Source organism: Streptomyces sp. NPDC028314 (genome assembly GCF_055565795.1).
Window position 1 is genome coordinate 833,781 of sequence record NZ_JBVHTP010000001.1, and the last position, 23,759, is coordinate 857,539.

Sequence of the window (23,759 nt, forward strand, 5' to 3'; positions counted from 1 at the left end):
AGCCAGCACTCCGCCTGCTACGAATCTATTCTGGCCGGCGCCCGCCGCCACCTCTTCGAAAAGCATCTCGAACCCCCTGAAGAACCGCCCCGACATACTTCACGTTACCCTCGCGCAGTGCCCCACCAGTACGCAGGAGGAGGTAGTAGACCAGATACATCCAGTGAATGGCCAGCTGGCGTCCGAGGAAATTCTTCCGGGCGAGATATATCCTGTTCCGCATCTTGTAGTAGCCGATGTTGGGATGGAACTCCACACCCCAGCTCTTCGACACTTTATGAACAATTCTCGATTCCGCACAGTAGAAGAGCCGAAACCCAGCCCGAACGGCTCTGATGTTGAAATCGCTCTCCTCGCCGTAGATGAAGTAGTACTCGTCGAACAGCCCGATCGTCTCGAATACCCTTCTGGAGACGAGCATGCAGCACCCTACGACGTTATTGATCTCCTGAGTGACATCCGGAGAGACCTTACGACTGAGCGACGGAAAATAGTAGTTGACGTGTGAGGGCTGCCACCACACCGTTTCCGGCTCGCTGTCGCGGACGATGCGAGGGCCGACGATATCCGCCGCGTTTTCCTGGGCGCACCGCACGAGCAGTGTCAAGAAATCGCGGTCCACCAGGGTGTCATTGTTCAGTATGAGAGTGTATTCCGCACCCGATTCCGCACCGAGCCTGATTCCGGTGTTGCACCCGCCGGCGAACCCGAGATTCTCGCGATTACCCAGCACCGTGACGCGCGATTCTGAATGGAACAGCGAGCTCAGCCTGTCACATTCGTCTCCCTCCGAGCCATTGTCGATCAGGACGACACGGAAGTTGGCGTACTCGTTCTCCAGCACGGAGTTCACGCAGCTCACCGTGTCCTCGAAGCCGTTCCAGTTGAGGACGACGATGCAGACCTCGGGCGTCGGCGGCTTCACAGGATCCGCTCGGTCCATGTCACCGGCGTCCGGCTGCTCACGATTTCCAGCGGCAGATGGTAATCGAACTCCCGAGGCCCCTGAGCCGATATCCAGTCGGCCATGGCGGCCACGGCCTCACGCAGCCCGACCTCTGTGCGGTAGCCAAGGAGTGCACGCGCCTTGTCGGAACTGCAGGTGGCTTGATGCACCTCGAGCGGCCGCCCGGGGACGAAGATCGGGTCGCACGGGACATCCAGGACATCGGCGATCGTCTGCGCCAGCTCGAGGATGGTCACGGGGTTCTCGTCGGGCCCGACATTGATCACCTCACCCTGGATTCCCTTGTTGAGCCCGAGCTCGATCAGACTCGGCACGACGTCCGATACGTAACTGAAGCAGCGCCGCTGCGATCCGTCTCCGTAGATCACCGGCGGAAGCCCCCGGAGCATCCTGTTGATCATGATGGCCGCAACATTGCGATACGGGTCGTCGAAGCGCTGCCGCGGCCCGATCACGTTGTGCGGGACAGCGATGTTGAATTCGATTCCGTGCTCCTGGCAGAGCGACCGGATCGTCAGCTCGGCCGCGTACTTGGCGATGCCGTAGGGGTCCACCGGGGCCGGCGCCATGTCCTCGGTGAAAGGAGGAGATCCGGCCCCGTAGCGGGCCATCGACGAACAGTAGACGAAGCGCTCGACTCCCGCGGCCACGGATGCCGAGAGGACGGCGATCGTCGAACTGCAGGTGTGCTCGTGGACGAGGTACGGCGAGAAGACGCTCAGCCCCTCGTACGGAGCTGCCGCGCAGTGGTAGACGACCTCCACGCCCTCCAGCATGTCGGCGTACTCCGACATCTCCCGGCAATCCGCCGTCCGGTATTCGATGACCGACGGAATGTTGTCCTTGTATCCGCCGAGCAGGTTGTCGATGCCCCTGACCTCGTGGCCGCGCCGCGCGAGCTCCTCGGCCGTATGGCTGCCCAACAGCCCCGCGACCCCCGTAACGAATACCGGCTTCTTCACAAAGACTCCTCTGCGTTCTCATGACAGGTCTGTCGGGCCCGGGGCCGTGGGGCGCTCTCCGTGATGGGGCAGGCCCCCTAAGATGACGTGGTGATCGACATTCCGATAGCTCTCGCCCGGGGCACCGTGGCGCGCGAGGGCCGTGCAGGTTCCGACTGGATCGCCTCGCTCCCCGGGCTGGCCGGGGAACTCCTGACCCGGTGGGACCTCACCCCCACGGCACCTGCCCTTCACGGGCAGGTCGCGATCGTCATTCCGGTACGGGTCGGGGACGGTTCGGCCGCCGTACTCAAGATCTCGTTCCCGCACCCGGGCAATGTCCACGAGCCCGACGCGTTCGCGGCCTGGGCAGGACGCGGCGCAGTCCTGCTGTACCGGCGCGACGACCCTTTGTTCGCCATGCTGTTGGAGACGGCCGGCCAGGACACGCTGACTTCAGTGGCGCGGGTCGATGACGCGGTGGCCGCAGCCGGCCGGCTCGTTCGCCGGCTGGCCACGCCCGCTCCGGCGGCCGTGCCCCGGCTACGGGACGCGGCAGGACAGTGGGAACAGGAACTCCGCGACGACGCAGCCCTTCTCCACCATCCCCTGCCCCGCCGCGTCGTGGACGCGGCGGCCGCGACCCTGCGGGAACTCGGCGTCGACCAGCCGGAGACACTCGTCCACGGCGATCTGCACTTCACCAACGTCCTGCGCGCCGAGCGCGAGCCGTGGCTGGCCATCGACCCGAAGGGCTACGCGGGAGATCCCGCCTACGACGGCATCACGCTGCTGCGCGGCCGTCCTGAGGACTTCCTTGCGGACCCGGATCCCGATGCGCATCTCCTGCGCCGCCTGGCGGTGTTCTCGGAAGCCGCGGAGATCGACCCCGAACGCTGCCGCCGCTGGGCCCAGGCGCGCGCCGTACAGGCCTCGCTCTGGGGCCGCAAGCACGGCGACCCGGACTGGGTCATCGGGATGAGCGACCACATCGCGAACCTGCTCGCCTGAGGGGCGGGCAGCGCAGGCGCCCGGCGCTGCCGGGCCCCGGTGCGGGGCATGCGTCCGGGATCCGCCCGGTCAGCCGTGGAAGACGAGGATGCGGTCCGGGACGACGCGTACGACGACGCGCTCGTCTCCGGGGGCGTCCCAGGGATAGGGGCGGGTCCCTCGGTGGCGCTCGTGGAGGAAATCGATCAGCTCCCGGCCGCCGTCCTCTATCTGGGCCCTGCCCCGGATCTCCACGTAGTGGTCCTCGCTGTCCGGAGGAGTGATCAGGACGGTGACGTGGGAATTGCGCACGATGTTGTCGTACTTCCGGCGGCCCTTGACGGTCGCGAACAGCACGTCGTGCTCGGTGTAGTGCGCCCACACCACCGAGAGCTGCGGCCGCCCGTCGGGCTCGACCGTGGCGATCGTGGCGCATGCCTTGGCTTCGAGCCAGAGGCCGACCTCTTCCGGAAGCCGCTGCTTGTCACGCGGGACGGGCGGTGTCCAGGGGTGGCCGTTCGATGCGGTCGTCATGGGGGTTCTCCTTTCGGTTCAGGGCGGCGGCGGTCAGCGGACTTCGTATCCCTCGAAGAGCTGCCGGTCCAGGAGAGAGGTCAGCACCATCGGCGCGTCCTGAGGGGTCTCCGCGGCGGCGAAGTCCCAGAAGATCTCACGGAGCTTCGCGTCGCTGAACTCCTCCTGCTCCCGCACGAGTTGCTCCTGACCCTCGTCCCAGATCCGGGAGACGGGCGCATCCTTGACGTTGCCCAGCGGATGCGCGCTGTACAGGCGGCTCATGGTCACGTCACCCGTCGCGGAGATCGCGACGCTGGTGTCCTTCACCAGGTACGGGAACATCACGACGTCCTGGTACGAGGCGAGCTCTTCCCCCGGGATGAGGTAGGGCGCGTTGAGGTTCAGGTCGAAGTCGATGGCCGGGACCCGGCGGCGGAACTCCTGGACCTTCTCGTGGATCTCCATCGTCTCGGCCTCGGTGAGCAGCAGCCGGTTGCGGCCGCCGCGCCCGTGCGACCGGACCAGGATGAGGTCCTGCCGCCGGAAACCGTGCTTGCGCAGGTCGTCGGCCAGGTCGAAGACGTTGTGCTGATTGGTCTTCATCACCGTGGTCAGCACCTTGAAGCTGTCGACACGGTCCCGCAGGTAGGCCGAGTTCTCCATGACCTGGTCGTACCGGTCGACGAGGCGGACCGCCTCGAAGGTCTCCCTGGTTCCGTCCATGCTGACGCGAAGGGAGGAGATGCCGCTGTCGATGATTCTGTCCATCTGGTCGCGGCTGAGGTTGGCCGCGTTGGTGATGAGCGTCACCGTGGAGTGCTTGAGCTTGGGGACGACGTCGAGGAGGTCCCAGAACCCCTTGCGGATCGTCGGCTCGCCACCGGTCAGAGTGATCTCGAAGGTCTCCATGCGGTCGAGGTCGAGCATGACCTCCTGGATCTGCTCGATCGACAGCATGCGGCGCCGGATGTGCACCGGGATCTCGCCGGTGTTCGTACGGCAATGGATGCAACGGAGGTCACAGGCGTACGTGACGTCCAGGCTTGCGCGCACCGGTCCGCGGTACCCACTCATCGGGCGAACTCCTTGTCGAGGTCTTGCACGAATGTCTCGGTCATGAGGCGGGATTTCCACCATGCGTAGGTCAGTTCCACGCCTTCGGCGAGGCCCACCGGGGCGGTCAGCGGCCCGAGGAGCGTGCGCTCCAGCGTCACATCGGCGCGGAATTCCCGGATTTCGTTCTTCCGCTCCGGCAGCCGCCGCACGGTGGTCCCGGAGTGCAGCCGGCTCACGGCGTCGGCCACCTCCGCCACCGAATGTGTGGCGCCGCTGCCCAGGTTGAGGGTGGGCACCGAGGAAAGGGTGGCCACCCGGGCCAGCCGCGGGATGAGGTCCGAGATGTACGTCAGGTCCCGGCGCTGGCGGGCGGATCCTTCCAGCGGGAGCGGCTGGCCCTCCAACACGCTCTTGCACAGTCGCGGCACGAGGGCGTCGGGGCGTTCGTGCGGTCCGTAGACGTTGAAGAAGCGGACCACCGTGACGTCGACACCGAGGCCGGCGGCCTCCTGGTAGGCGCGGGAGATCATCTCCAGAGCGACCTTCGTCGCCGCGTACGGCGACCTCGGCGCGAGCGGGTCGCCCTCGGCCGACGGCAACGCGGCCGCCTCCCCGTAGACCTCGCAGGTGCTGGCGATGACGACCTTCGGCGTGCCGGCAGCCGCTGCCAGCCCCAGAAGATGCGACACGGAGGCGACGTTGTCCAGGTATTCGAGGGGGCGGCTGAACGACTCGGGCACGCTCTTGTGGGAAGCGAGGTGGTAGACGACGTCCACCCCGTCCAGATCACTCGCGTCCATGTGGAGCACCGGCTTCTGCCGGAACTCTCCGCGTACCGCCGTGAGCGGCTCCACCCGGAGGTCGTCGATCGTGACGACCTCGGCCCCCAGGGATTCCCAGAAGGCGACGAGGTGGCTGCCGATGAAACCGGCGCCGCCGGTCACCAGGACCTTCCTCGCATCCGATAGCTGGCGCAGCATATGAGTCAGTTCCCCCATGTGATTTTCCCGTCGGCACCGGTGTGCGGTGGCGCCCACGTCTGAATTGATCGAGTTGCAAATCCGGAAGGCGGTGGTCAGCCGCGATACAGGTGCCGGATGAAGCCGGCCACGTCCACGAGGTGTGCGGGACGGGGGACGTCGGGGAGCAGCCGACCGTACGCGCGGAAGAATCCGTTCATGCTCGGAGAGTCGGGGAGGTATCCGTGCGACGCGGAGGCGACGGTCTCGCGAGCCGGGCCGGGGCCGTACTGGAACTCGCGATGCGGCCCGCAGGTGATCGCCAGCCGGCCCAGCCTCGGGCTGCCCCAGGGCAGGCTCCACCGCTCGGCGGTCTCTTCCGTGACGGCTTCCACCGTGTCGTCCACTGCCGTCAGCGCCTGGGACAGCCTCTGGATCTCCTCGGGGGAGAGCGGGGTGTCGGCGTAGAGGTAGGCGATGTTGCTGTCCCCGCGGAAGGTCATTTCCTGCCCGAGGCCCAGCCCGGCGAGTACGGCGTTGGGGCGCAGGTGCGTCTCGACGTAGTCGATGCCGTGGTCCGAGAAGAAGACGTAGTCGGCCTCGTCCCCCACCTGAAGCGCGATCTCCCGGACCTGGCGCTCGATCAGCCGGTAGGCGTCGAGGATCTGTTCCTGCGCGCGTTCCCGCTGTGCGATGTCGCCGCGGACCGCGTGCCAGTACAGGTATTCCTGGGCGTGGTCGGCCTGGTTGAAGCGGACGAACAGCACGTCCGGGTCGATGTCCGCGAGCACCGCGAGAGCCATGTCCTTGACCCACGGCGCGCGCGGGGACTCGTGGAAGTCGTGGTCGGGGTTGGCCGTGTAGTCGGGGGCCAGCGTACTCGCGCCGTGTTCGGGGTCCGCCTTGGCCAGGAGGTCTTCCATGACCGCGCCGTACGGGGTGCTGAGCACGGCTGTACCGGCAGTGAACCCGATTTCCGAAGGGGTGATCTGACGGATCGTCAACGGTATGGAGAGATGGCCCGCTCCGGCCGGCCGGACTTCCAGGCGCCGTGTGACACCGAGTTCGAAGCGCACCTCGGTGGCGCCCGGCTCGCCGGTCACCAGGACCTGGCCGTTCTCGCGCGGGCGGAACGTGAGGCGCACGGTGCGGCCGAAGTACGTCAGCTGCGCCGTTCCCGTGCCGCTCTCCAGCGCGACGGTCGCCGAGCGGGCCGGAGCGTACAGGCAGTACACGCTCGGGATCGCCGTCTCGCCGCCCGCGCGCGAGAAGGTGTGCGGGAACTGCACCGCGGCAGCGGACAGCCCGTTCTCCTCACACCAGTCGAGCAGGGAGGGGGCGGTCAGGGTGGATCGTTCGTACGGGTGTATGGAGGCCAAGGGGTTGCCGGACAGCGCCTCGATCTCCGCGACGGGCTCGTCGGACCAGAAGGCGTTGCCCACGATGCCGTGGTCCTGAGGATGCCGGCCGGTGAGGAACGAGGCGTGCGCGGGTGCCGTCGAGGAGGGGAACACCGTGGGCAGCGCGCAGACCGGAGTGGACCGGAGTCCCGGTACCCAGCGGTCCACGGCGAAGAAGTCGTGCCGGTCGACGATCCCCGGCACTCCGCCGTCGATGCAGAAGATGAGCAGCTTGCGCCGCTTCCTCGGTTCGGTTGCCTGCATAGTGCGTCTCCGGAAGCTCCGGCGGCCTAGGCGGCCGGTGCGTGGTTCGGGTGGTCGAGGTGGGTCGTGTCGTTGTGGCTGTGCAGCAGCCAGGAACCGGCGGGGCAGCCCGGCCGGTACTCCCAGTGGGTCACCGCGGTATGCGCGACGGCGAGTTCGACGCGCTGTCCCGTGCCGCAGAGGATCTCGAACATCGCGTCGAAGACCCCGCTGTGGGTCACCAGGACGACCTGTCTCTGCGGTGCGCTCGCGCGGCACAGCTCGGACAGGAACGCCGAGACCCGTTCCAGGAAACGGTCCCAGGTTTCGGCGCCGCCGGTGTCCGGGCCGCACGATGGTGCGCGCAGCCGTTCGCGGGGCCCGGGAAGTCCGAAGTCGTCGGCCGTTCCCGGGCGGATCTCGTCCAGCCGGTGGTCGACCTCCGCCACGATGCCGGTGGCGCGGGCGATCTCCCGGGCGGTCTCCCGTGCCCGGTCCAGCGCCGCCGTCCTCAGGTCGGTGACGCCGCTGTGCCCGAACCGCTGCGCGACCGCCCTGGCCTGGCGCACGCCGTCCGCGGTCAGGCTCCGGTCTCCCCGCCGGGTGTCCCGGCCGTGCCGTACGAGGTGGATGTGCACGGCCCGTTCACCCCGCGTCGGGTGCGGTGTGCCAGCTCCAGGCGGAGCTGAGGATTTCGTGCAGGCCGTATTCGGCACGCCAGCCGAAGGTGCGCTCCACGAGCCCCGCGTCCGCCCAGGAGGCCGCCATGTCACCGGGCCGGCGGGGGGCGAAGTCCAGGGGTACCTCCGCGCCGCTGATCCCGCGCAGCCGTTCCACCAGGGCCAGCACGCTGACGCCCTCGCCGCGGCCGAGGTTGTAGGTGCCGCAGCGCCCGGCTTCGCCCAGTCCCTCGGCGACATGGACATGGGCCCGGGCCAGGTCCATGACGTGGATGTAGTCGCGCACCGCCGTCCCGTCCTCGGTCGGGTAGTCGGTGCCGAAGACCTTCAGATCCGGCAGCAGGTCACGGGCCACCGCGACGGCCCGCGGCACGAGCTGTCGCGCTTCGGTGCCGGAGTACTCCCCGAGCGAGGCGTCCGGCGCCGCTCCCGCCACGTTGAAGTAGCGCAGGCAGGCGTACTGCATCCCGCTCGCGGAAGACTGGCTCGCCACCAGCCGCTCCCCGACGTACTTCGACTCGCCGTATGGACTCTGCGGGGCGGCGGGGGCCGTCTCGTCCACCGGACACACCTGCGGTGTGCCGTACACGGCGGCCGAGGAGGAGAAGACGAAGCGTTCCACCCCGTAACGGGACGCCGCGCGGAGGAGGTTGACCGTTCCGCCGACATTGACGTCGAAGTAGCGGGCGGGGTCCTGGCACGACTCCTCGGGGGACTTCAGGGCGGCGAGGTGGATGACGCATGCGGGCCGGAACCGGTCGAAGGTCTCCATCACGGCCTTCTCGTCGCGGATGTCGGCGACGACGAGGGGCGTACCGGCGATCGCTTCCTCGCGACCGGACGAGAGGTTGTCGATCACCTGGATCTCGTGGCCGCGCGCCGTCAGTTCCCGCACGACGAAGGAGCCGATGTACCCCGCGCCTCCCGTGAGCAGGACCTTCATGCGGCACCTTCCGTTCCGGCCTGCGCCGTGACGAGCTCCCGGCCCAGGACGAACGCCTCGGCCCCCCGGACGCCCACCTGGACTCCCCGGTAGCCGGCCAGTGCCCGGACGCCGTGGGGTGACCTCGGGTGCGGTGCGTCGAAGACCTCGTAGTGATAGGCCTCCAGAGCGTGGCATTTGGCGTCGACGAACTCACCGATGTCCTGGTAGACGGTCGGCAGGAAGGCCTCGGACGGCCGTGTCTGCTGCTCCGTCGACGACAGGACCTCGAAGTGGAGGACGCGCCGGACGGTGCCGGCCGCCATGATGCGGGTGGCGTAGACGACCGACCGGGCCAGCAGCCGGTGATCGGCATGGATGTCCCCCGCGTGGTGGGTCAGCACGGTCTCGGGCCGTACGTTCTCGAGGACTTCGGCGACCAGCGAGACGACCCGGCTCTGCGGGCCGTCCGCGATGAGCGTCCCGTCAGTGGAGAAACCGCCGAACCGTACGTCCTTGACGCCGAGGCGGCGGGCCGCCTCCCGGCAGGTCTCGCGTGCCTGCTCCAGGGTGATGTCCCGGTGTCTGAGCGAGACTCCTTCGGCGACGATCAGGATGGTGACCGCCTGTCCGGCGGCGGCCAGGGCGGCGATGGTCCCTCCGGCACCGAGCACTTCGTCGTCCGGGTGGGCGACGACGACGAGTGTGCTCATCGTTCCTTCCTGTCGAAGCGTCCGCGCCGGACGAGTGCGCCCATGCGGAACAAGGTGGCCACCAGCTCCCGGTGCGCGGGCTCGTCCGAACCGGCGAGCAGCAGGGGGTCACCTGCGGCGACCGACCGCTCGATGAGTTCCCGGGCCGGCGCGTCGACCGGCAGGAGCTGCGAGGTGCGGGGCACGAAGACGAATCCGCCCTCGCTCTCGGTGCGCAGCCGTACGCCGTCCCACTGCGTTTCGCCGAGTGCGACGTCCAGCGGCAGCTGCTCGATCGCCAGCAAGTCCAGGCGCCAGGAGAGGAACTGGGTGCGCCGCTCCAGCCGGTGCTCCGTCAGAATCGCGTCGAGGCCGCGCCGTCCCAGCTCGGCGGCGAACGCCTCGTCCAGGATCAGCCGGCGCATCGCCTCCCGCAGCTGGTCGGCGTTCTCGACCAGGAGCCCGTTCACCTCGTCCGTGACGAACTCGGGGATGCCGCCGATGCGCGTGGCGATCACGGGCCGGGCCGCAGCCATGGCCTCCTTGAGCGCAAGCGGGCCCGTCTCGGGCACGCTGCTGGTGAGGAGGACGGCGTCGACGGCGGCGAGCACCTCGGGGATGTCGTCGCGGTGGCCGACGAAGTCCACCCGGTCCGACACACCCAGGTCAGCGGCCTGCTTCTGCAGTTCGCCGAGCATCGGGCCGTCGCCCACCACCAGCAGGCTGGCGGCCATGCCGTCTTCTTCCAGGACGAGTTGGGCGAAGGCCTCGATCGCCTGGCCTATGTTCTTCTCCCAGGACAGGCGCGCCACGACGGCGAGGATGAAGTCCTCGGAGTCGAGACCCAGTTCCTTGCGGACGGTCGAGCGACGCGCGGTGGCGGCGCGCTCCACGAATTCCGGGCTGACGCCGCTGGTGATGACTTCCACCCGGTCCTGGAGCCCCGGGATGCCGGTGGCGGCGAACTGGCGCTCGGCCTGCTCCTTCGACGTTGCGATGATCAGGCCGGTACGGGACAGCAGCCGCTCGGTGTCCGCCCCGGGTTCCAGCGGGAACGCGGAGTGGCGGTAGAGGACCAGGGCGGGTCGCAGTTCGTGGGACTCTTCGGAGGCCAGCCAGGCCGCGGAATCATGACGGCCCGTCACGCAGACGATGTCGGGCCGCTCCACGCCTGCCGCCTCGGCAAGAGCGGCGGCTGCGGCCTCTCGCGACCCGCCGAAGGGCGGTACCTCGACCACGGGCAGTTCAGCCGCGCGCAGGCGGTCACCCATGGCGCTGTCCTTCTCGACAACGGTCGTGACGGCGTGTCCGGCCGCCCGCAGGTCGCGGACGGTGTCGAACATGTAACGATGCTTGCCGCCCCACACCTGGTCGGAAACGGTAACCAGAATTCGCATCAGCGGGAATCTTGCCTTTCTTGGTTCTGTGATGGCGGGAAGCCGGACTCCGCGCTCGGCCCCGAGTCGGGGTTCACACCCTCAACCTTCGTGATTCACACTGGCGTCGGCCCCGATGAACTTGGCCAGTTCCAAAGGGGTGGGAGCTTCGTGAATTTCTACGATGCTCACCCGCACCCCGACCTTCCGGTGCAGTCTTGCCGCGAGGCGGGTGGCGAGCAGCGAATGTCCGCCATTTCGGAAGAAATGACTCGTCGGACCCAGTCCGGGATCCTTCAGAATGGTTCGCCACAGCTCCACGAGCTGGGAAAGGAGTTCCTCGTCCACTTCTCCCGGATGAGGCAGCACTTCCTGTGCCACGCCTGCATCGCGATAGCCGGCCGACTTTTCCCCCAGTACGGCAAGCGCTCCGTAATCTACCTTGTCATTGGCCGTTATCGGAAGTGCTTCAACTCGGACAATACGGGAAGGATGCGCGTAAGACGGCAGTGTTTTTTGGATGTGTTCCCAGATACAGTCGTCCGCCGGCGAATCCGGGCCGCTCGCACGGATGAAAGCGACCAGGCTCGGGTCGTCCCCGGGCGTGATGACGGCCACAGCCGCTTCGGCCACCTCGGGAAGGCGCATCAGTACCGCCTCGATCTCGCCCGGTTCCAGCCGGTGGCCGCGCACCTTGACCTGGCGGTCGGAGCGGCCGAGCAGGCACAGTTCCCCTTCGTGCGTCCAATGGCCCCGGTCGCCCGTCCGGTACAGGCGTCCGTGTCGGGGGTGGTCCACGAAACGCTCGGCCGTGAGACCGGGCCGGTCGAGATAACCCAGTGCCACGCCCTCGCCCCCGATGCACAGTTCGCCCGGCAGGCCGGGAGGGAGGTCGCGGCCGGCCGCGTCCAGGATGTGGATGTGCGTGTTGGCGACCGGAGTGCCGATGGTGACGGGTCCGGATCCGGTGACCTCACCGGCCGTCGACCAGATCGTGGTCTCCGTCGGGCCGTAGACGTTGAACAGCCGGCAACCCGTCTCCAACAGCCGCTGCGCCAGCGCCTCGGGCAGCGGCTCCCCGCCGCAGAGCACTCTGGTCCCCGCGAGGGCACCGGGTCCCCATGCTTCCACCGCCAGGCGCCACGTGGTCGGCGTGGCCTGGAGCACGTCCGGGCGGTGACGGGCGATCAGCGCGGCAAGCACCTCCGGCTCCGACCGCGCCTCGTCCGGTGCCACGAGGACGCTGCCCCCGACCGTCAGCGGAAGGAACAGTTCGAGCGCGGAGATGTCGAAGGCGAAAGTGGTGAGCCACAGCATCGACTCCCCTGCCGCCATCCCGAGCAGCTCGGCGAACGATTCGGTGACGTTGCGCAGGTTGCCGTGGGACAGCCGGACGCCCTTGGGCCTGCCGGTGGAACCGGACGTGAAGATGACGTACGCGGGAGTGCCGGCGTCGAGCGGCACCACCGGTGCGAGGGTGTCGGCCGAGAGTTGCGCCGCCTCGTCGAAGGCCGCGGCCGCCACCGTCGTACGGCCGGCGAGGCAGGCCGGGTCGAGGGCGCCGTCGTCGATGACGCACGAGACCGAGGCGTCGGCCAGATGGTCGGCCAGACGCTCGACGGGGTGCGCCGGATCGAGGGGGAGGTAGTGCGCCCCGGCGGCCCAGATGCCCAGTGCCGCAGCGGCGGTCCGGGCGCTTCGGGGGCCCGCCAGGGCGACCGCGGTGCCCGGCTCCACGCCCGCCGCGATCAGGCGGTCGCGGACCCGTTCGGCCGCCGTCACCAGGGCCCGGTAGGAGATCCGCTCCTCGCCGTCCGTCACCGCGAGGGCGTCCGGGTCGGCCAGGGCCCGGCCGCGGACCGCGTCCAGCACGTTCGGTGCTCCCGGCCGGCTGCGTGCGGTGGCGTTCGCCCGGGCCACCACGGCCGCGTCCGCGTCCGTGCCGCACGTCAGGTCGCCGAGGGCGCGGTCGGGGTCCGCGGCCACTTGGGCGAGGAGTGCTTCGAAGCGCAGGAGCATGGCCAGTGCCTGCTGCCGCGTATGGACTTCCGTGCTGTAGACGGCTTGCAGGGAGAGGCCCGCGGCCGACCGTTCGGCGACCATTTCGAGGTCCAGTCTGCTGTGTCCGGTATCCGCCTCGGCAAGCCGAAGGCGCCGGGCCGGGCCGCCGGCGAACCACATGTCCGCCTCGGAGCGGTCCAGGAAGTTGAACATGTGACGGAATACCGGCCGGTGCCAGAGGCCCTCCGCCGGGCCGTCCGTCCGCACGGTCTCGAACGGGGCGTCCGCATGGCTGATGCCCTCGGTCAGACCGTCCCGGACCTGCTCGACGAGCTCGCGGAAGGTCATGCCCTGCGTGGTGTGCGCCGTCAGGGCCAGGGTGGTGACGAAGTAGCCGACCGCGTCGGCGTACTGGGGGCGGCGCAGGTTGAGGGGAATCCCGACCACCAGGTCGGGGCCCGCGCCGTGGCCGGCGAGCACCGCGTAGAAGAGGCTGAGGAGCACGGCGTTGTCGCTCGCCCGGAGCTCTCTGCGCAACCGGGGCAGTGCCTCGGCGGTACCGGGGCTGCACTGGTGGACGAGCCGCGAACCGGCGAAGGTCGGGTTCTGTCCGATCTCCCGTGCGCCGTGCAGCTCCATGGCACCGGGCCCGACGGCGGCGAGCCGGTCGCGCCAGTAGGCCAGGCTGGTGTCGGAGGGCTCGGGGTCCGGCGCGGGCAGTGGCACGGGAGGCAGGTCCCGGGGGAAGTCGCCGGTCGCCATGAGCGCTGCGAACGCGGCCTCGACCTGCTCCAGGAAGACCGGGGTCGATCCGCCGTCGAAGACGATGTGGTGCACCGCGAAGGCGATCGTGCTGCCTCCGTCGGGCAGGACGAACTGCCCGGCCCGGACGAGGAGGTCCGACGCGAGGTCGAATGCCGGACGGGCGAAATCCCGGATTTGATCGTGGAGGGTGTCGGCGCAGGCCGCGTGAATTTCCACGTTCACCTGGACGGCGCTGGCGGGGCGGATTCTCCGGACCGGTACTCCGCCGGCTTCCACGAAGTACGATCGGAGCGCCGGCTGGCGGCGGACCACCCAGTTCACCGCTTCGGCAAGAACGGCGGTGTCAACGGGATGAGCACATTCCACGCCGACGATCACGTTGGAGACTCCGGCGTCGGGGACCAGCTCCTGAAGCAGCCAGAAGGCCTGCTCTCTGGGGCCCACCGGCCACTGCTCGACGGCAGGGACCGCCGGTCCCCCGGCAACAGCGCTGAAGTTCATTTCCGTCTTTTCTCGTCGGTGCTGAAGAATTACGATGTGCTGGGCCGGATGCGCAGACCGCTGGAAGCGGTGCGCTCACGGCGGCACCTTCTCAATCTTTGTTAGGAATTTCATGGACGCCGTAGCGGTGACTCTCGACTATCCCGGCCATCAGGAAAGGACGCGTATCAGCGATCTGGCGGATCACACACCGGGAATCGAACTGCACTCCCTGATGTCGACCCCGTTGCCTCACGAGTTCTCGGCGGACGCGTACGCCCGCCGCCTTCTGGAGAACCGGCCGCCGCAGTCCCCCGTCCGGGCGGTCGTCTCGTACTGCCTGGCGTCTCCGATCGGTTACGCGGTGGCCCGGCTGCTGTCCCGCGAGGAACCCGCTCCCGTGCTGGTGGTGCTCGACGGTTCGCCGTGCCCCGCCGACTCGGTGCGCGAGGCCTACCGGGAGGCCGTCGTCCGGTTCGCCGAGCGGGACGTCACCCCGGCCGTACGGTTCACCGCGGACGACCTGACCGGGCGTCCGGAGCAGGTTCTGGGCGAAATGGAGGGCGAGTTGCGGGCCATGGCCGCCCGCAGTCTGCGCGAGGAGGACCCCGAGGACGACTTCGAGGACGACGTCCTGGAGGCTCTGGTGACGGATCTGGTCGGCCACACCATTGCCTGGCTGACCCACCTGATCGCCTCCCACAACGCGGTGTTCCCCGAGTGGGACGGTGAGGTCCTCATGGTGATGTCCAGAGACCACGCGTTCGGCGGCCCCTGGCCGGGGGCCCGCGCCACCCGGGTGATCTCGGTGGACTGCACGCGCGCCGAACTGGTGTCGCACCCGGAGGTCCGTGCCGTACTCGCCGGGTTCGCCCCGGCCGCCCGCGCCTGACCGACCCGTGCCGCCAGGCCCCCGGGAAGATGTCCCGGGGGCCTTCGCCGTCAGGACTCCCACGGCAGACCCGTCGCGCCCGACGCGCCTTCACGGCGGCGCAGTTCATGCGCGAGCTCCGCGACGGTGGGGTGTCGGAAGAGGTCGTTGAACGTGACCTTCACGCCGTCCGCCACGAGGCGTTCGCTGATCCGCAGCAGTTGCAGTGAGGTCAGCCCCGCGACGAAGAAGCCCATGGTCTCGCTGAATTCCGCGTCGGCGTGCAGTTCCGCTCGGAAGGCCGCGTACAGCCGGGAGGTCACGTCGTCCATCTCAGACCTCCCGTTCCCGGCCGGCCGCGCCGCCGGCGAGGAAACCGCGCAGTTCGTGCCCGATCGCCTCGGGCAGCCGCGCGGCGGGCTCCTCCAGCAGCCAATGCGCTCCGTCGAGCAGCCGGAGGCCGAAACCGGCCGAGGTGTAGCCCTGCCACTCCAGGAGTTCGGCTGCGGGAAGCACCGGGTCGCGACGGCCGCCGAGCACGGTGATCGGTACGTCGAGCGGTCGCACGCCCTCGTCGCGGTACGCCGCGACGAGGGCGTGGTCCGCGCGCAGCGAGGGCTCGAAGAGCTCGCGGTACTCCGGGCGCGATACGAGGACCTCCGGCACTCCTCCGTAGGAGAGGATTTCCCGCCAGAAGTCCTCGCTCTCCAGGGTGTGCACCTGCTCGAAGCCGCTCGGGCGGTGCGGTGCGCGGAACGAGATCACCACGAGACCCTCGGGCAGTGCCAGGCCGCGTTCCTTGAGCGCAGCCGTCAGCATGAGCGCGAGGAGGCTGCCGGAGCAGTAGCCCACGAAGGCGTACGGACCGTCGACGAACCGGGGGAAGGCGTCGGCGATCTCCTCGACCAGCGGGTAGAGGTCGGAGCGGGCGGGTTCCGCGAAGCGGGCCTGGCGGCCGGGAAGGTTGAGTCCCCACACGTCCAGGCCCGGCCCCATGGAGCGGGCGGCGGCGCCGAAGGTTGCGCAGCCACCGCCCGCCTGGGGAAGGGTGAAGACGCGCAGGCTCGCCTGGTCGGACTTCGACTGCGGGATGAACCAATCGGTTTCGGATGTCACTGTGCTGTCCCATGGGGTGCCGGTCGGAATGCGGGTGCGTGGTCACGGTCGTCCACGGCGACGACGCGGAACTCCGAGGTGTAGTGCTCACCGGCCGCGTCGGTGAGCCAGAGGTCGTCGCGCCCCGGCAGCATCTCGACCACGCTGAGATGTACTTCGCCCGCCCGGTCCTGCGGTACGCGGGCCACCGCGCGCCGCAGGTTCCTTACGAGCAGGGGGGCGTCGAGGTCGACGTAGAACGGCTTGGGCTCCGTGGGCAGTTTGACGAAGACCGACCGGGGCACCCCGGCGGCGATCAGCCGGTCGCGCAGTGCCGCTTCGGCCGCGGGGCCGCCACGGCCCCTCCCCGGCAGCGCTGCCACGGGGAAGGACCACGAGGCACGGCGCACCACCAGGTCTCCCAGATGGACGCGCGGTGCGCGGGGGGCGTCCGCTGTGAGCTGGAAGCGGTTGACGACGAGTGCGGTCAGGAAGTCGCCGAAGAACTCCAGCACCGGGGCCTGTGGTCCGCCGTCGCGGGGCCCGGCGAGGAGTTCGCCGTCGCGCTCGCTGACGAGCAGGGCGGTGGAGGGCAGTCCGGCTCCGCCGTCCGGGTCTCCGGCGTCCTGGGCGTACGACCAGTAGACGTACTGACCCGGCACGTGGACGGAGGCCGGCGGATAGGTCCGCGGGCTCACCTCGGGCGAACTGTTGGGGTAGAGCGGCAGGATCCGGCCGTCGGTCAGGTCGGCGGCGGTTGCCGAGACCAGGGCCTGCGGGTCGTCGGACTGGGTGTGGAAGACCCGGCTCTCCATCGTGTTGAGGGCCATGTGGAGTTCCCCGAGGACCCAGGAGTGCCCGCCGTCCGGCCGTTTGCAGAGCATCAGGTCCGGGCTGTGGTAGCGGGCCTGCGTCCAGCCGAGCCGCCCCGGCGGGAAGAGGGCGCGCACCAGCGGCGCGGCCGTGGCGCAGTCCAGCCGCAGGGCGCCGGTTTCCGGGTCCGGGGTGGCGCAGCCGAGCACTTCGGCCCAGCGGGCCTGGAAGTCCTCGACGATCTCCCAGATGACCGTGGAGGGTGCGCCGGAAAGCACGTCACTGGCCGCGAACAGCAGGCTGTCCAGGGTCACTTCACCGGACGCGTTCCGGCTCAGGGTCCGATGGCGGCGCACCAGCTCCGCCGAGACCTCTCGGGCCGTCTCCGCGACGAACCAGCGTGCACTGGCGAGGAGCAGGGCGAGCGGCCCCCTGAGGTCTTCCAGCAGGTCGGTGCCGAGGGACACGTCCAGATCCCGGCGGCAGTCCAGGTACACCAGGGTGCGGCCGGCCGGGGCCGATGTCCCTGCGCGGCTGGGGGCCGCTCCGGTGAGCGCGGCGAACCGCTCGTCGAGGGCGGTCAGCGCGTCGAGGAGCGAGACCGGGTCGGCGCACCGGGCCACCTCGTCGCGGAGCCCGGTCAGGGAGCCGAGTTCGTCGAGGAGGCGGCGTCGCAGGGCGGGGTGGCCGATGCCGGACGCCCATTCCCGCAGCGCGGCCTCGGGACGCTCGTTGAGCGGGACCGCGACGCCGACCGTCACCATGCCGAGTGCTTCGAGCGCCCGCAGTTCGCCGTGGACGGCCTCGGGCACCGCCGGGTGCGCCGCCGTGACCCGGGCCGTCAGCTGCCGTACGTCGGCCGGCTCCCCCGCACCGGTCCACAGCGCCTCGACGAGCGCGGCGCGCAGGCCGAGGAGGTGCTCCGGTGCTCGATGCGGTCGGTGCACGCCCCGCGGGCTGACGGACACGGTCGGGTGGAGTCGTACGGGAAGGTGGTCGAACACCTCGGGGTCGTGTGCCCATGCCGCGGCGAGGGCCTCGACCGCCCAGGTCTCGAAGAAGACGCCGCTGCGGGCGACGGCGCCGGTGCCGGTCGCGGTCACCCCTTCTGCGGACGGCGCGAACTCGGCCCACGACACCGGTCCGAAGAAGCCGATGGTGTCGTTCTTCGCGCAGTAGCGCTGGGCGTAGTGGGCCAGCAGCGCTTCCCGCTTGGCGCTTCGGGGTGCTGCGCCGTCCGCGGCGGCGTGACGGGCAAGCCAGTTGCGCAGGACCGTCGGGTTCTGCCAGGTCAGGGCGGCCAGGAAGTCGTCCTGGCCGATGAAGTGTCCGGTGCCGCGCCCCTGGGGGCGCAGCTCCTCCAGCCAGCCGAAGGGGAGGCCTGCGCCGCGGAGGACGGCCTGCCGCCACAGCGACCAGCCGGGGGCGAGCGCCACCCGGTGGTCGGCTGCGGTGGCGGGCCGCCGCGTCCTCTGATCGGTACTGATCACCTTCAGTGCGCTCCCTGGTCCCGGAGCACGCCGGCGAGCGCGGAGAGGGTGCGGTACTCGAAGAGGGACCCGATGCTCAGCTCGACGGCGAAGGCGTCCCGGATGCGGGACATCATCTCGACGGCGGTCAGCGAGTTGCCTCCCAGGTCGAAGAAGTCGTCGTCGGGCTCGATGGTCATCGAGCCCAGCACCGCCTCCCAGACTCCGCGCAGCCGGTCCTCGACCGAGGCCTCCGCGGCGCCGGGGGCGGGCGGGGCCGCCGGGACGGGGGCCGGGGCCTGCGGCCGCGCCGGCTCCGCCGTGGCGGGCGGAGCGGAGGTGACAGCGGCAGCGGGCACGCCGGGTGCGAGCCCTGTCGCCGACGTGGCGAAGACGGGGTCGAGGCCGGCCGGGCGGCCGTCGCGGTACGGCCGGACCGTCACCTGGGCCGGGGTCCGGCTCTCGAGCAGGTCGAAGAGGAGCTGAACGCCCTGCTGCGGACCGACACCGTCCACCGGGCGGTTCGCCTGCCCGGCCGGCGCAGCCGGTTCCGGGGTGTCGAGGAAGGAACTCCCCTCCACCAGACGCATGGTGAAGCCCTCGATCTCGGCGATCACCAGGCCGTCCTCACCGATCAGGGTGATGTCGGCGGTGATCGTGCCGGTCGGCTCGGGGCGGCGCCGGATGTGGCTCAGCAGCCGCTGCGGAAGCGCCTGGTACACCGAGAGGGCGCCGTAGAGGAACGGCAGGTGGAACGGCTCGGCGGCGTCCCGCGCCGAGGCGGTGGCCGTGTCCAGCATCGTGGGGTGCAGCGGGTGTTCGACCCGGTCACCCGCGAACGCCTCGGGGAGCGTGATCTCCACGAGCTTCTCGCCGTCGGCCGCCCAGGTCCGTCCGGCGTTCTGCCAGCGCGGTCCGAGGGTGAACAGGCGCTTGTGGGCGGGGCGGCGGGCCGGCGCCTCCTGCTCTTCCAGCCTGCTCCGCAGTTCGTCCAGGTCCACCCGGCGGGCTGCGGCTTCCGCCGTCGCGATCCGTCCGGTGACGTGCGTGGTCCATGCCCCGCGCGGCCGGGCCGTGGGCTGCGAATCGACGGCGAACGTCCAGCTCGCCCCGTCGGGGGTGTACGTGATCTTGACCCGGCGCGGTTCCCGGGCCACGAGAGGACGGCGGAACACCACGTCCGCGAAGCGCACGGTCTGCCACTCGGTGCTCGGGGCGACCTTGTCCCGGAACACGCTCAGCAGCAGGTCGAGGTGGCCGGTGCCGGGAAGCAGCGCCACCCCGGCGGCCCGGTGTTCATCGAGGACCCAGTGGGTGTCGGCGGCCACGGTGGTCTCCCACTCGACGGCCTGGTCGCGCACGCGCTCCGATACGGCGCTGACGTCGGCGAGGCTGCTGACGTCGGCGGTGGAGTCGGCCGCCATGCCGACCTCGGCCCAGCTGGGCCAGTCGATGCTCAGGGCGCGGGTCCACGTGGCAGCCGTCGCGTGGGCGTCGAGGAAGGCGTTGGCGGCGGCGTAGTCGGCGCTGCCGACGAGCCCGCCGACGCCGGCCCGGCTGGCGAAGGAGATGAAGAAGTCCAGGGCTCCCCGCTCGCGCAGCAGCCGTTCCAGCAGCAGTGTGCCCTGGATCTTGGGACGCAGTATCTCGGTCACCTGGGCGCGGCTCCGGAAGTGGATCATGCCGTCGCCGGGCAGGCCGGCCAGGTGCAGCACGCCGTCGATCCGGCCGAAGTGGGCGGTGGTGGTGTCCAGGGCCCGGCGCAGGGAGCGTTCGTCGGCCACGTCACAGGCCAGGACGCGCACCTCGGCGCCGAGGGCCTCCATCTCCGCGATCGCGGCGCGCGCCGTGTCGAACGCCGGATCGGCCGCGGTGTCCTGCGGCAGGCCCCGACGGCCGAGCAGCACGATACGGGGCCGCATGCCGGTGCCGGCCAGCCGGCCCGCCACCTCCAGTCCGAGTCCGCCGAGTCCGCCCGTGACCAGGTAGACGCCCTGGGGCCGGATGACCTCGGTGTTCTCCGGAGCCGGGGTGAAGGGGAGTTCGCGGCGGGTCCAGCGGCGCAGGCCTCGCAGGGCCACGATGCCGCCGGCCGCGTTGCGGATCTCGTCGACCAGTTCGGCGTCCGGGGTGCCCGGGGCCACGTCGACGAGGGTGCACTGCACTCCGGGCAGTTCCTGAGCGGCGGTGCGCACGATTCCGTGCAGGGTGGCCTTGACCAGGTCGGTGGCCTCGGTGCCGGTGAGGTCGACGGAACGGGTGGTCAGGGTGAGCAGGGACGGCAGCTTGCCGCGTACCGCGCTGCGCGTGCCCTGCTGGATCAGCGCGAAGAGGCTGTGGACGGTCAGGTCGAGCTGCTCGTCGACGCTGTCGGTGTCGGCGGCGTTCCAGGTGTCCGCGGACCACGCGTGGACCAGGGTCTCGGGGGCCAGGCCCCGCGCCGTGACGTCGGCGATCACCTTGCCGAGGTCTTCCGGCTCGCCGGGGCGCACCCAGTACTCCTCGCCCTTCACCTCGTACCGCGAGCCGGGGCGGACCCGGATCGGGCGGTAGCCGCTGCGCTGGAGGACGAGCTGAAGGGCCAGGGCGCGCTGCGGGTTCTCGGGAAGGAGCGCGAGCGCCGGCACATTGCGGGCGCGCTCCGACCGGGTCGGTTCGCGGCGCTCCTCCACCCAGCTGAGGATCCCGAAGGGGGACACCTCCGATGCGGGCGACTGCGGCGCGGCGGCCGGTGCCGCTTCCACGGGGGGCTGCTCCGGGGTCGCGGCCGCCGATGCGGTGGGCGGCACGGCGGGAGCGGTTGCGGGCGGCGCGCCGTAGACGCCGGCGACCTGGGCGACGGGGCCGCTGAGCTGCTGCGACTCGATCCAGTGCCGGGTGCGCTGGTAGGCGTAGCCGGGGACGGGAACACGCCGCAGGGGGCTGTCCTGGTCCACCGCGGCCCAGTCGACGTCCTGGCCCTCCACCCACAGCTTGGCCAGCGACGTGAGGGCGGTGGTGAGGTCGTCCTCGCCGCGCTCGGCGTTCCGGGGCAGCGAGGGGACGGCGATGCTGCGCTTCTCCCGGAGGGCGGGCAGCCGGCGGGCCAGGCCGGTGAGCGTCTGGGCCGGGCCGACCTCGACCAGGGCGAGGTCCTGGTCCGCCAGGGCGGCGTCGAGGGCCTGGCCGAACCGGACCGGGTTCACCAGTTGTTCCGCCCAGAATTCGGGGCGCAGCGCGTCACCGGCGGTGAGCAGCGCCCCCGCGGCGGCGGAGTAGAGCGGGATCCGGGGCTCGTTCAGGGTGACGTCGGAGAATCCGGCCAGGTACTCCTGGACGGCGGGTGCCATGGCGGGGCTGTGGAAGGCGTGGGAGGCGGGCAGGGCACTGGCGGCGACGCGCCGGTCGGCCAGGATCTCCCGTACGGCCGCCAGCGCCTCGGGCGTGCCCGAGAGCACCGTTTCGCCGGGGCCGTTGGCCGCGGCAAGGCTGACCTCGTCGCCGAGCAGGTCGCGGAGCTTCTCGGCGGGCGCTGCGACGGCGAGCATCGCGCCGGGCCGCATGTTCTGCATGGCACGCGAGCGCAGGACGATCAGGCGCAGCGCGTCCCCGAGTTCGAAGACTCCGGCGATGGTGGCTGCGGCCATCTCACCGACGCTGTGGCCGACCAGGACCGCGGGCTCGACGCCCCAGGACTGCCACATCCGAGCGAGCGCGTATTCGACGGCGAACAGCAGGGGCTGGGCGTTCTCGGTGCGGGCGAGCGTCGCCGCGTCCTGGTTGTCCTGCCACATCGGGCGCAGGTCCAGACCCTGTTCCGCGAGGATTTCGAAGCAGGTGTCGAGCGTGTGGGTGAACGTCTTGTCCACGCCGTACAGGCCGGCGGCCATGCCCGGGTACTGGGCGCCCTGGCCGGGGAACAGGAAGGCCACGGGGCGCGCCTTGGGCGCCGTACGGGGCTTGCTGCGCTCCGGGCTCGTGCGCAGAACGCCGCTGTCGCCATCGGCCGCCAGCAGCCGCGCCGCCGCCTCCGCGCTCTGCGCCACCACGGCGCCGCGCGCCTTGTGGGCGGCGCGGCCGCGCTGCAGCGTCGCCACCGACTCGGCGAAGTGACGGCGGCCGTGCCAGCCGAAGTCCTCCGCGAGCTTGGCGCGCAGGGCTTCCTCCGCCTCGACGGACTTGCCGGACCAGACGACGACGCGGGGCCGGCCGTCCTCCGGGGCCGGGGACGTCGCCGGCGCCTCCTCGATGATCGCGTGCACGTTCGTGCCGCCGATGCCGAGCGAGCTCATCGCGGCACGGCGCGGCGCCGACGCGTCGCGCTTCCAGGGGCTCAGCCGGTCGTTGACGTAGAAGGGCGTCTTTTCGAGTTCCAGCTTGGGGTTGGGCTCGGTGAAGTTGATGCTGGCCGGCAGCTGCTCGTTCTCCAGCGAGAGGATCACCTTGATCAGTCCGGCGATACCGGCCACCGGCCCGAGGTGACCCACGTTCGACTTCACCGAACCGATGGGGCAGGAGCCGGGCTGAAGTTCGGTGCCGTCGTACGTCGACCATGCCTGGCGCAGCGCCGCGACCTCGATGGGGTCGCCGAGGGCGGTACCGGTGCCGTGCGCCTCGACGTAGGAGATGTCGGAGGGCCGCAGGTCCGCGAGGGTCAGCGCCTCCTGGATGCAGGCGACCTGCCCGGCCACACTCGGGGCGCTGAAGCTCACCTTGTCGGAACCGTCGTTGTTGACGGCGAGTCCGCGGATGACAGCGCGGATGGAGTCGCCGTCCGCGATGGCGTCGGAGAGGCGCTTGAGCATCACCACGGCCGCTCCGCTGCCGAAGATGGTGCCGGTGGCCTGCGCATCGAAGGGGCGGCAGTGGCCGTCCTTGGTCCGTACGCTGCCCGGGGTCCACCAGTGGCCGTGCCCGTAGGGCAGTTCGACGCCTGCCCCGCCCGCGAGTGCGAGGTCGCACTCACCGAGGCGCAGGGCCTGGGAGGCCAGGTGGACGGCGACCAGGGAGCTGGAGCATGCGGTGACCACCGACATGCTCGGCCCCCGCAGGTTCAGCTTGTACGAGCTGAAGGTGGCCAGGTAGTCGACGTTGTTGAACGCCGAGATCATCTCTCCGGGGCTGTTCGCGTAGTCGGGGTGGCTCCGGATGTTCAGGGCCGCGTACTCGTTCGCGGTGGCCGAGCCGAACACGCCGACGCTCTCGCGGATCGTCGCCGGGTCGTATCCCGCGTTCTCGATCGCGCCGTGCGCCGATTCCAGGAAGAGCCGCAGCTGGGGATCGCACAGCTGCGCCTCACGGGGCGTCATGCCGAAGAAGGACGCATCGAAGTCGCGCATCCCGGGAAGCATGGGCCGGGCCTTGACGTACGCGGGGTTCGTGAGCCACTCGGCCGGGACTCCGGCCTCCAGCAGCTCCTCGTCCGAGAGGAACGAGACCGACTCCTTGCCGTCGCGCAGGTTCAGCCAGAACTGCTGCACGTTGCACGCACCGGGAAATCTTCCCGCGAGACCGATGACCGCGATGGGTTCCAGCATCATTGCC

The 23,759-nt window shown here is 70.2% G+C and carries 17 protein-coding genes; 2 read left to right on the plus strand and 15 right to left on the minus strand.

Features of this window, described 5'->3' with window-relative positions; translation table 11 throughout:
- Positions 1 to 25: 25 nt before the first annotated feature.
- Both ACZ4TG_RS03755 and ACZ4TG_RS03760 read right to left on the minus strand, forming a co-directional pair.
- Positions 26 to 925, minus strand: coding sequence for a glycosyltransferase family 2 protein (locus tag ACZ4TG_RS03755; protein ID WP_468159691.1), 900 nt, complete (start codon positions 923 to 925; stop codon positions 26 to 28).
- Positions 922 to 1,929, minus strand: coding sequence for an NAD-dependent epimerase/dehydratase family protein (locus tag ACZ4TG_RS03760; protein WP_468159692.1), 1,008 nt, complete (start codon positions 1,927 to 1,929; stop codon positions 922 to 924). The genes ACZ4TG_RS03755 and ACZ4TG_RS03760 overlap by 4 nt, the downstream gene beginning before the upstream one ends.
- A 90-nt stretch (positions 1,930 to 2,019) precedes the next feature.
- Between ACZ4TG_RS03760 and ACZ4TG_RS03765 the strand changes: the two genes are divergently transcribed.
- Positions 2,020 to 2,919 (plus strand): aminoglycoside phosphotransferase family protein, encoded by a 900-nt coding sequence (locus ACZ4TG_RS03765; RefSeq protein WP_468159693.1) that lies wholly within the window; start codon positions 2,020 to 2,022, stop codon positions 2,917 to 2,919.
- A 69-nt stretch (positions 2,920 to 2,988) separates the two neighbouring features.
- On the opposite strand, the gene ACZ4TG_RS03770 is transcribed toward ACZ4TG_RS03765, so the two are convergent.
- From ACZ4TG_RS03770 to ACZ4TG_RS03810, 9 genes are all read right to left on the minus strand, one after another.
- Positions 2,989 to 3,432 carry a TIGR03618 family F420-dependent PPOX class oxidoreductase gene (locus ACZ4TG_RS03770; RefSeq protein ID WP_468159694.1) on the minus strand — a complete coding sequence of 148 codons (444 nt, stop codon included), beginning with the start codon at positions 3,430 to 3,432 and terminating at the stop codon, positions 2,989 to 2,991.
- A 33-nt stretch (positions 3,433 to 3,465) separates the two neighbouring features.
- Entirely contained in the window at positions 3,466 to 4,488 is a 1,023-nt protein-coding gene (locus tag ACZ4TG_RS03775; protein WP_468159695.1) for a radical SAM protein, read from the minus strand.
- Positions 4,485 to 5,414: an NAD-dependent epimerase/dehydratase family protein gene (locus ACZ4TG_RS03780; RefSeq protein WP_468159696.1), complete on the minus strand. Its 930-nt coding sequence runs from the start codon at positions 5,412 to 5,414 to the stop codon at positions 4,485 to 4,487. Before ACZ4TG_RS03780 ends, ACZ4TG_RS03775 begins: the two co-directional genes overlap by 4 nt.
- Before the next feature lie 131 nt (positions 5,415 to 5,545).
- Complete coding sequence (locus tag ACZ4TG_RS03785) at positions 5,546 to 7,093, minus strand: alkaline phosphatase family protein (protein WP_468159697.1); 1,548 nt, start codon at positions 7,091 to 7,093, stop codon at positions 5,546 to 5,548.
- Positions 7,094 to 7,119: 26 nt separating this feature from the next.
- Positions 7,120 to 7,710 carry a histidine phosphatase family protein gene (locus ACZ4TG_RS03790; RefSeq protein ID WP_468159698.1) on the minus strand — a complete coding sequence of 197 codons (591 nt, stop codon included), beginning with the start codon at positions 7,708 to 7,710 and terminating at the stop codon, positions 7,120 to 7,122.
- A gap of 7 nt (positions 7,711 to 7,717) precedes the next feature.
- Positions 7,718 to 8,695, minus strand: coding sequence for a UDP-glucose 4-epimerase GalE (galE, locus tag ACZ4TG_RS03795; RefSeq protein WP_468159699.1), 978 nt, complete (start codon positions 8,693 to 8,695; stop codon positions 7,718 to 7,720).
- Complete coding sequence (locus ACZ4TG_RS03800) at positions 8,692 to 9,387, minus strand: PIG-L deacetylase family protein (RefSeq protein ID WP_468159700.1); 696 nt, start codon at positions 9,385 to 9,387, stop codon at positions 8,692 to 8,694. The genes galE and ACZ4TG_RS03800 overlap by 4 nt, the downstream gene beginning before the upstream one ends.
- Complete coding sequence (locus tag ACZ4TG_RS03805) at positions 9,384 to 10,763, minus strand: glycosyltransferase family 4 protein (RefSeq protein ID WP_468159701.1); 1,380 nt, start codon at positions 10,761 to 10,763, stop codon at positions 9,384 to 9,386. Before ACZ4TG_RS03805 ends, ACZ4TG_RS03800 begins: the two co-directional genes overlap by 4 nt.
- 81 nt (positions 10,764 to 10,844) lie before the next feature.
- Complete coding sequence (locus tag ACZ4TG_RS03810) at positions 10,845 to 13,952, minus strand: non-ribosomal peptide synthetase (protein ID WP_468159702.1); 3,108 nt, start codon at positions 13,950 to 13,952, stop codon at positions 10,845 to 10,847.
- Positions 13,953 to 14,223: 271 nt separating this feature from the next.
- Here ACZ4TG_RS03810 and ACZ4TG_RS03815 point away from each other — a divergent pair, with 271 nt between their 5' ends.
- Entirely contained in the window at positions 14,224 to 14,880 is a 657-nt protein-coding gene (locus tag ACZ4TG_RS03815; protein ID WP_468159703.1) for a hypothetical protein, read from the plus strand.
- Positions 14,881 to 14,930: 50 nt separating this feature from the next.
- On the opposite strand, the gene ACZ4TG_RS03820 is transcribed toward ACZ4TG_RS03815, so the two are convergent.
- From ACZ4TG_RS03820 to ACZ4TG_RS03835, 4 genes are read right to left on the minus strand one after another with little or no spacing between them, the layout of a single operon-like run.
- Complete coding sequence (locus ACZ4TG_RS03820; protein WP_468159704.1) at positions 14,931 to 15,191, minus strand: phosphopantetheine-binding protein; 261 nt, start codon at positions 15,189 to 15,191, stop codon at positions 14,931 to 14,933.
- Position 15,192: 1 nt separating this feature from the next.
- Complete coding sequence (locus tag ACZ4TG_RS03825) at positions 15,193 to 15,975, minus strand: thioesterase II family protein (RefSeq protein WP_468159705.1); 783 nt, start codon at positions 15,973 to 15,975, stop codon at positions 15,193 to 15,195.
- The gene (locus ACZ4TG_RS03830) at positions 15,972 to 18,257 is read right to left on the minus strand and encodes a lantibiotic dehydratase (RefSeq protein WP_468159706.1); all 2,286 of its coding nucleotides are present in this window, start codon (positions 18,255 to 18,257) and stop codon (positions 15,972 to 15,974) included. The genes ACZ4TG_RS03825 and ACZ4TG_RS03830 overlap by 4 nt, the downstream gene beginning before the upstream one ends.
- Before the next feature lie 2 nt (positions 18,258 to 18,259).
- Entirely contained in the window at positions 18,260 to 23,755 is a 5,496-nt protein-coding gene (locus ACZ4TG_RS03835) for a type I polyketide synthase (RefSeq protein WP_468159707.1), read from the minus strand.
- Between the last annotated feature and the right edge of the window lie 4 nt (positions 23,756 to 23,759).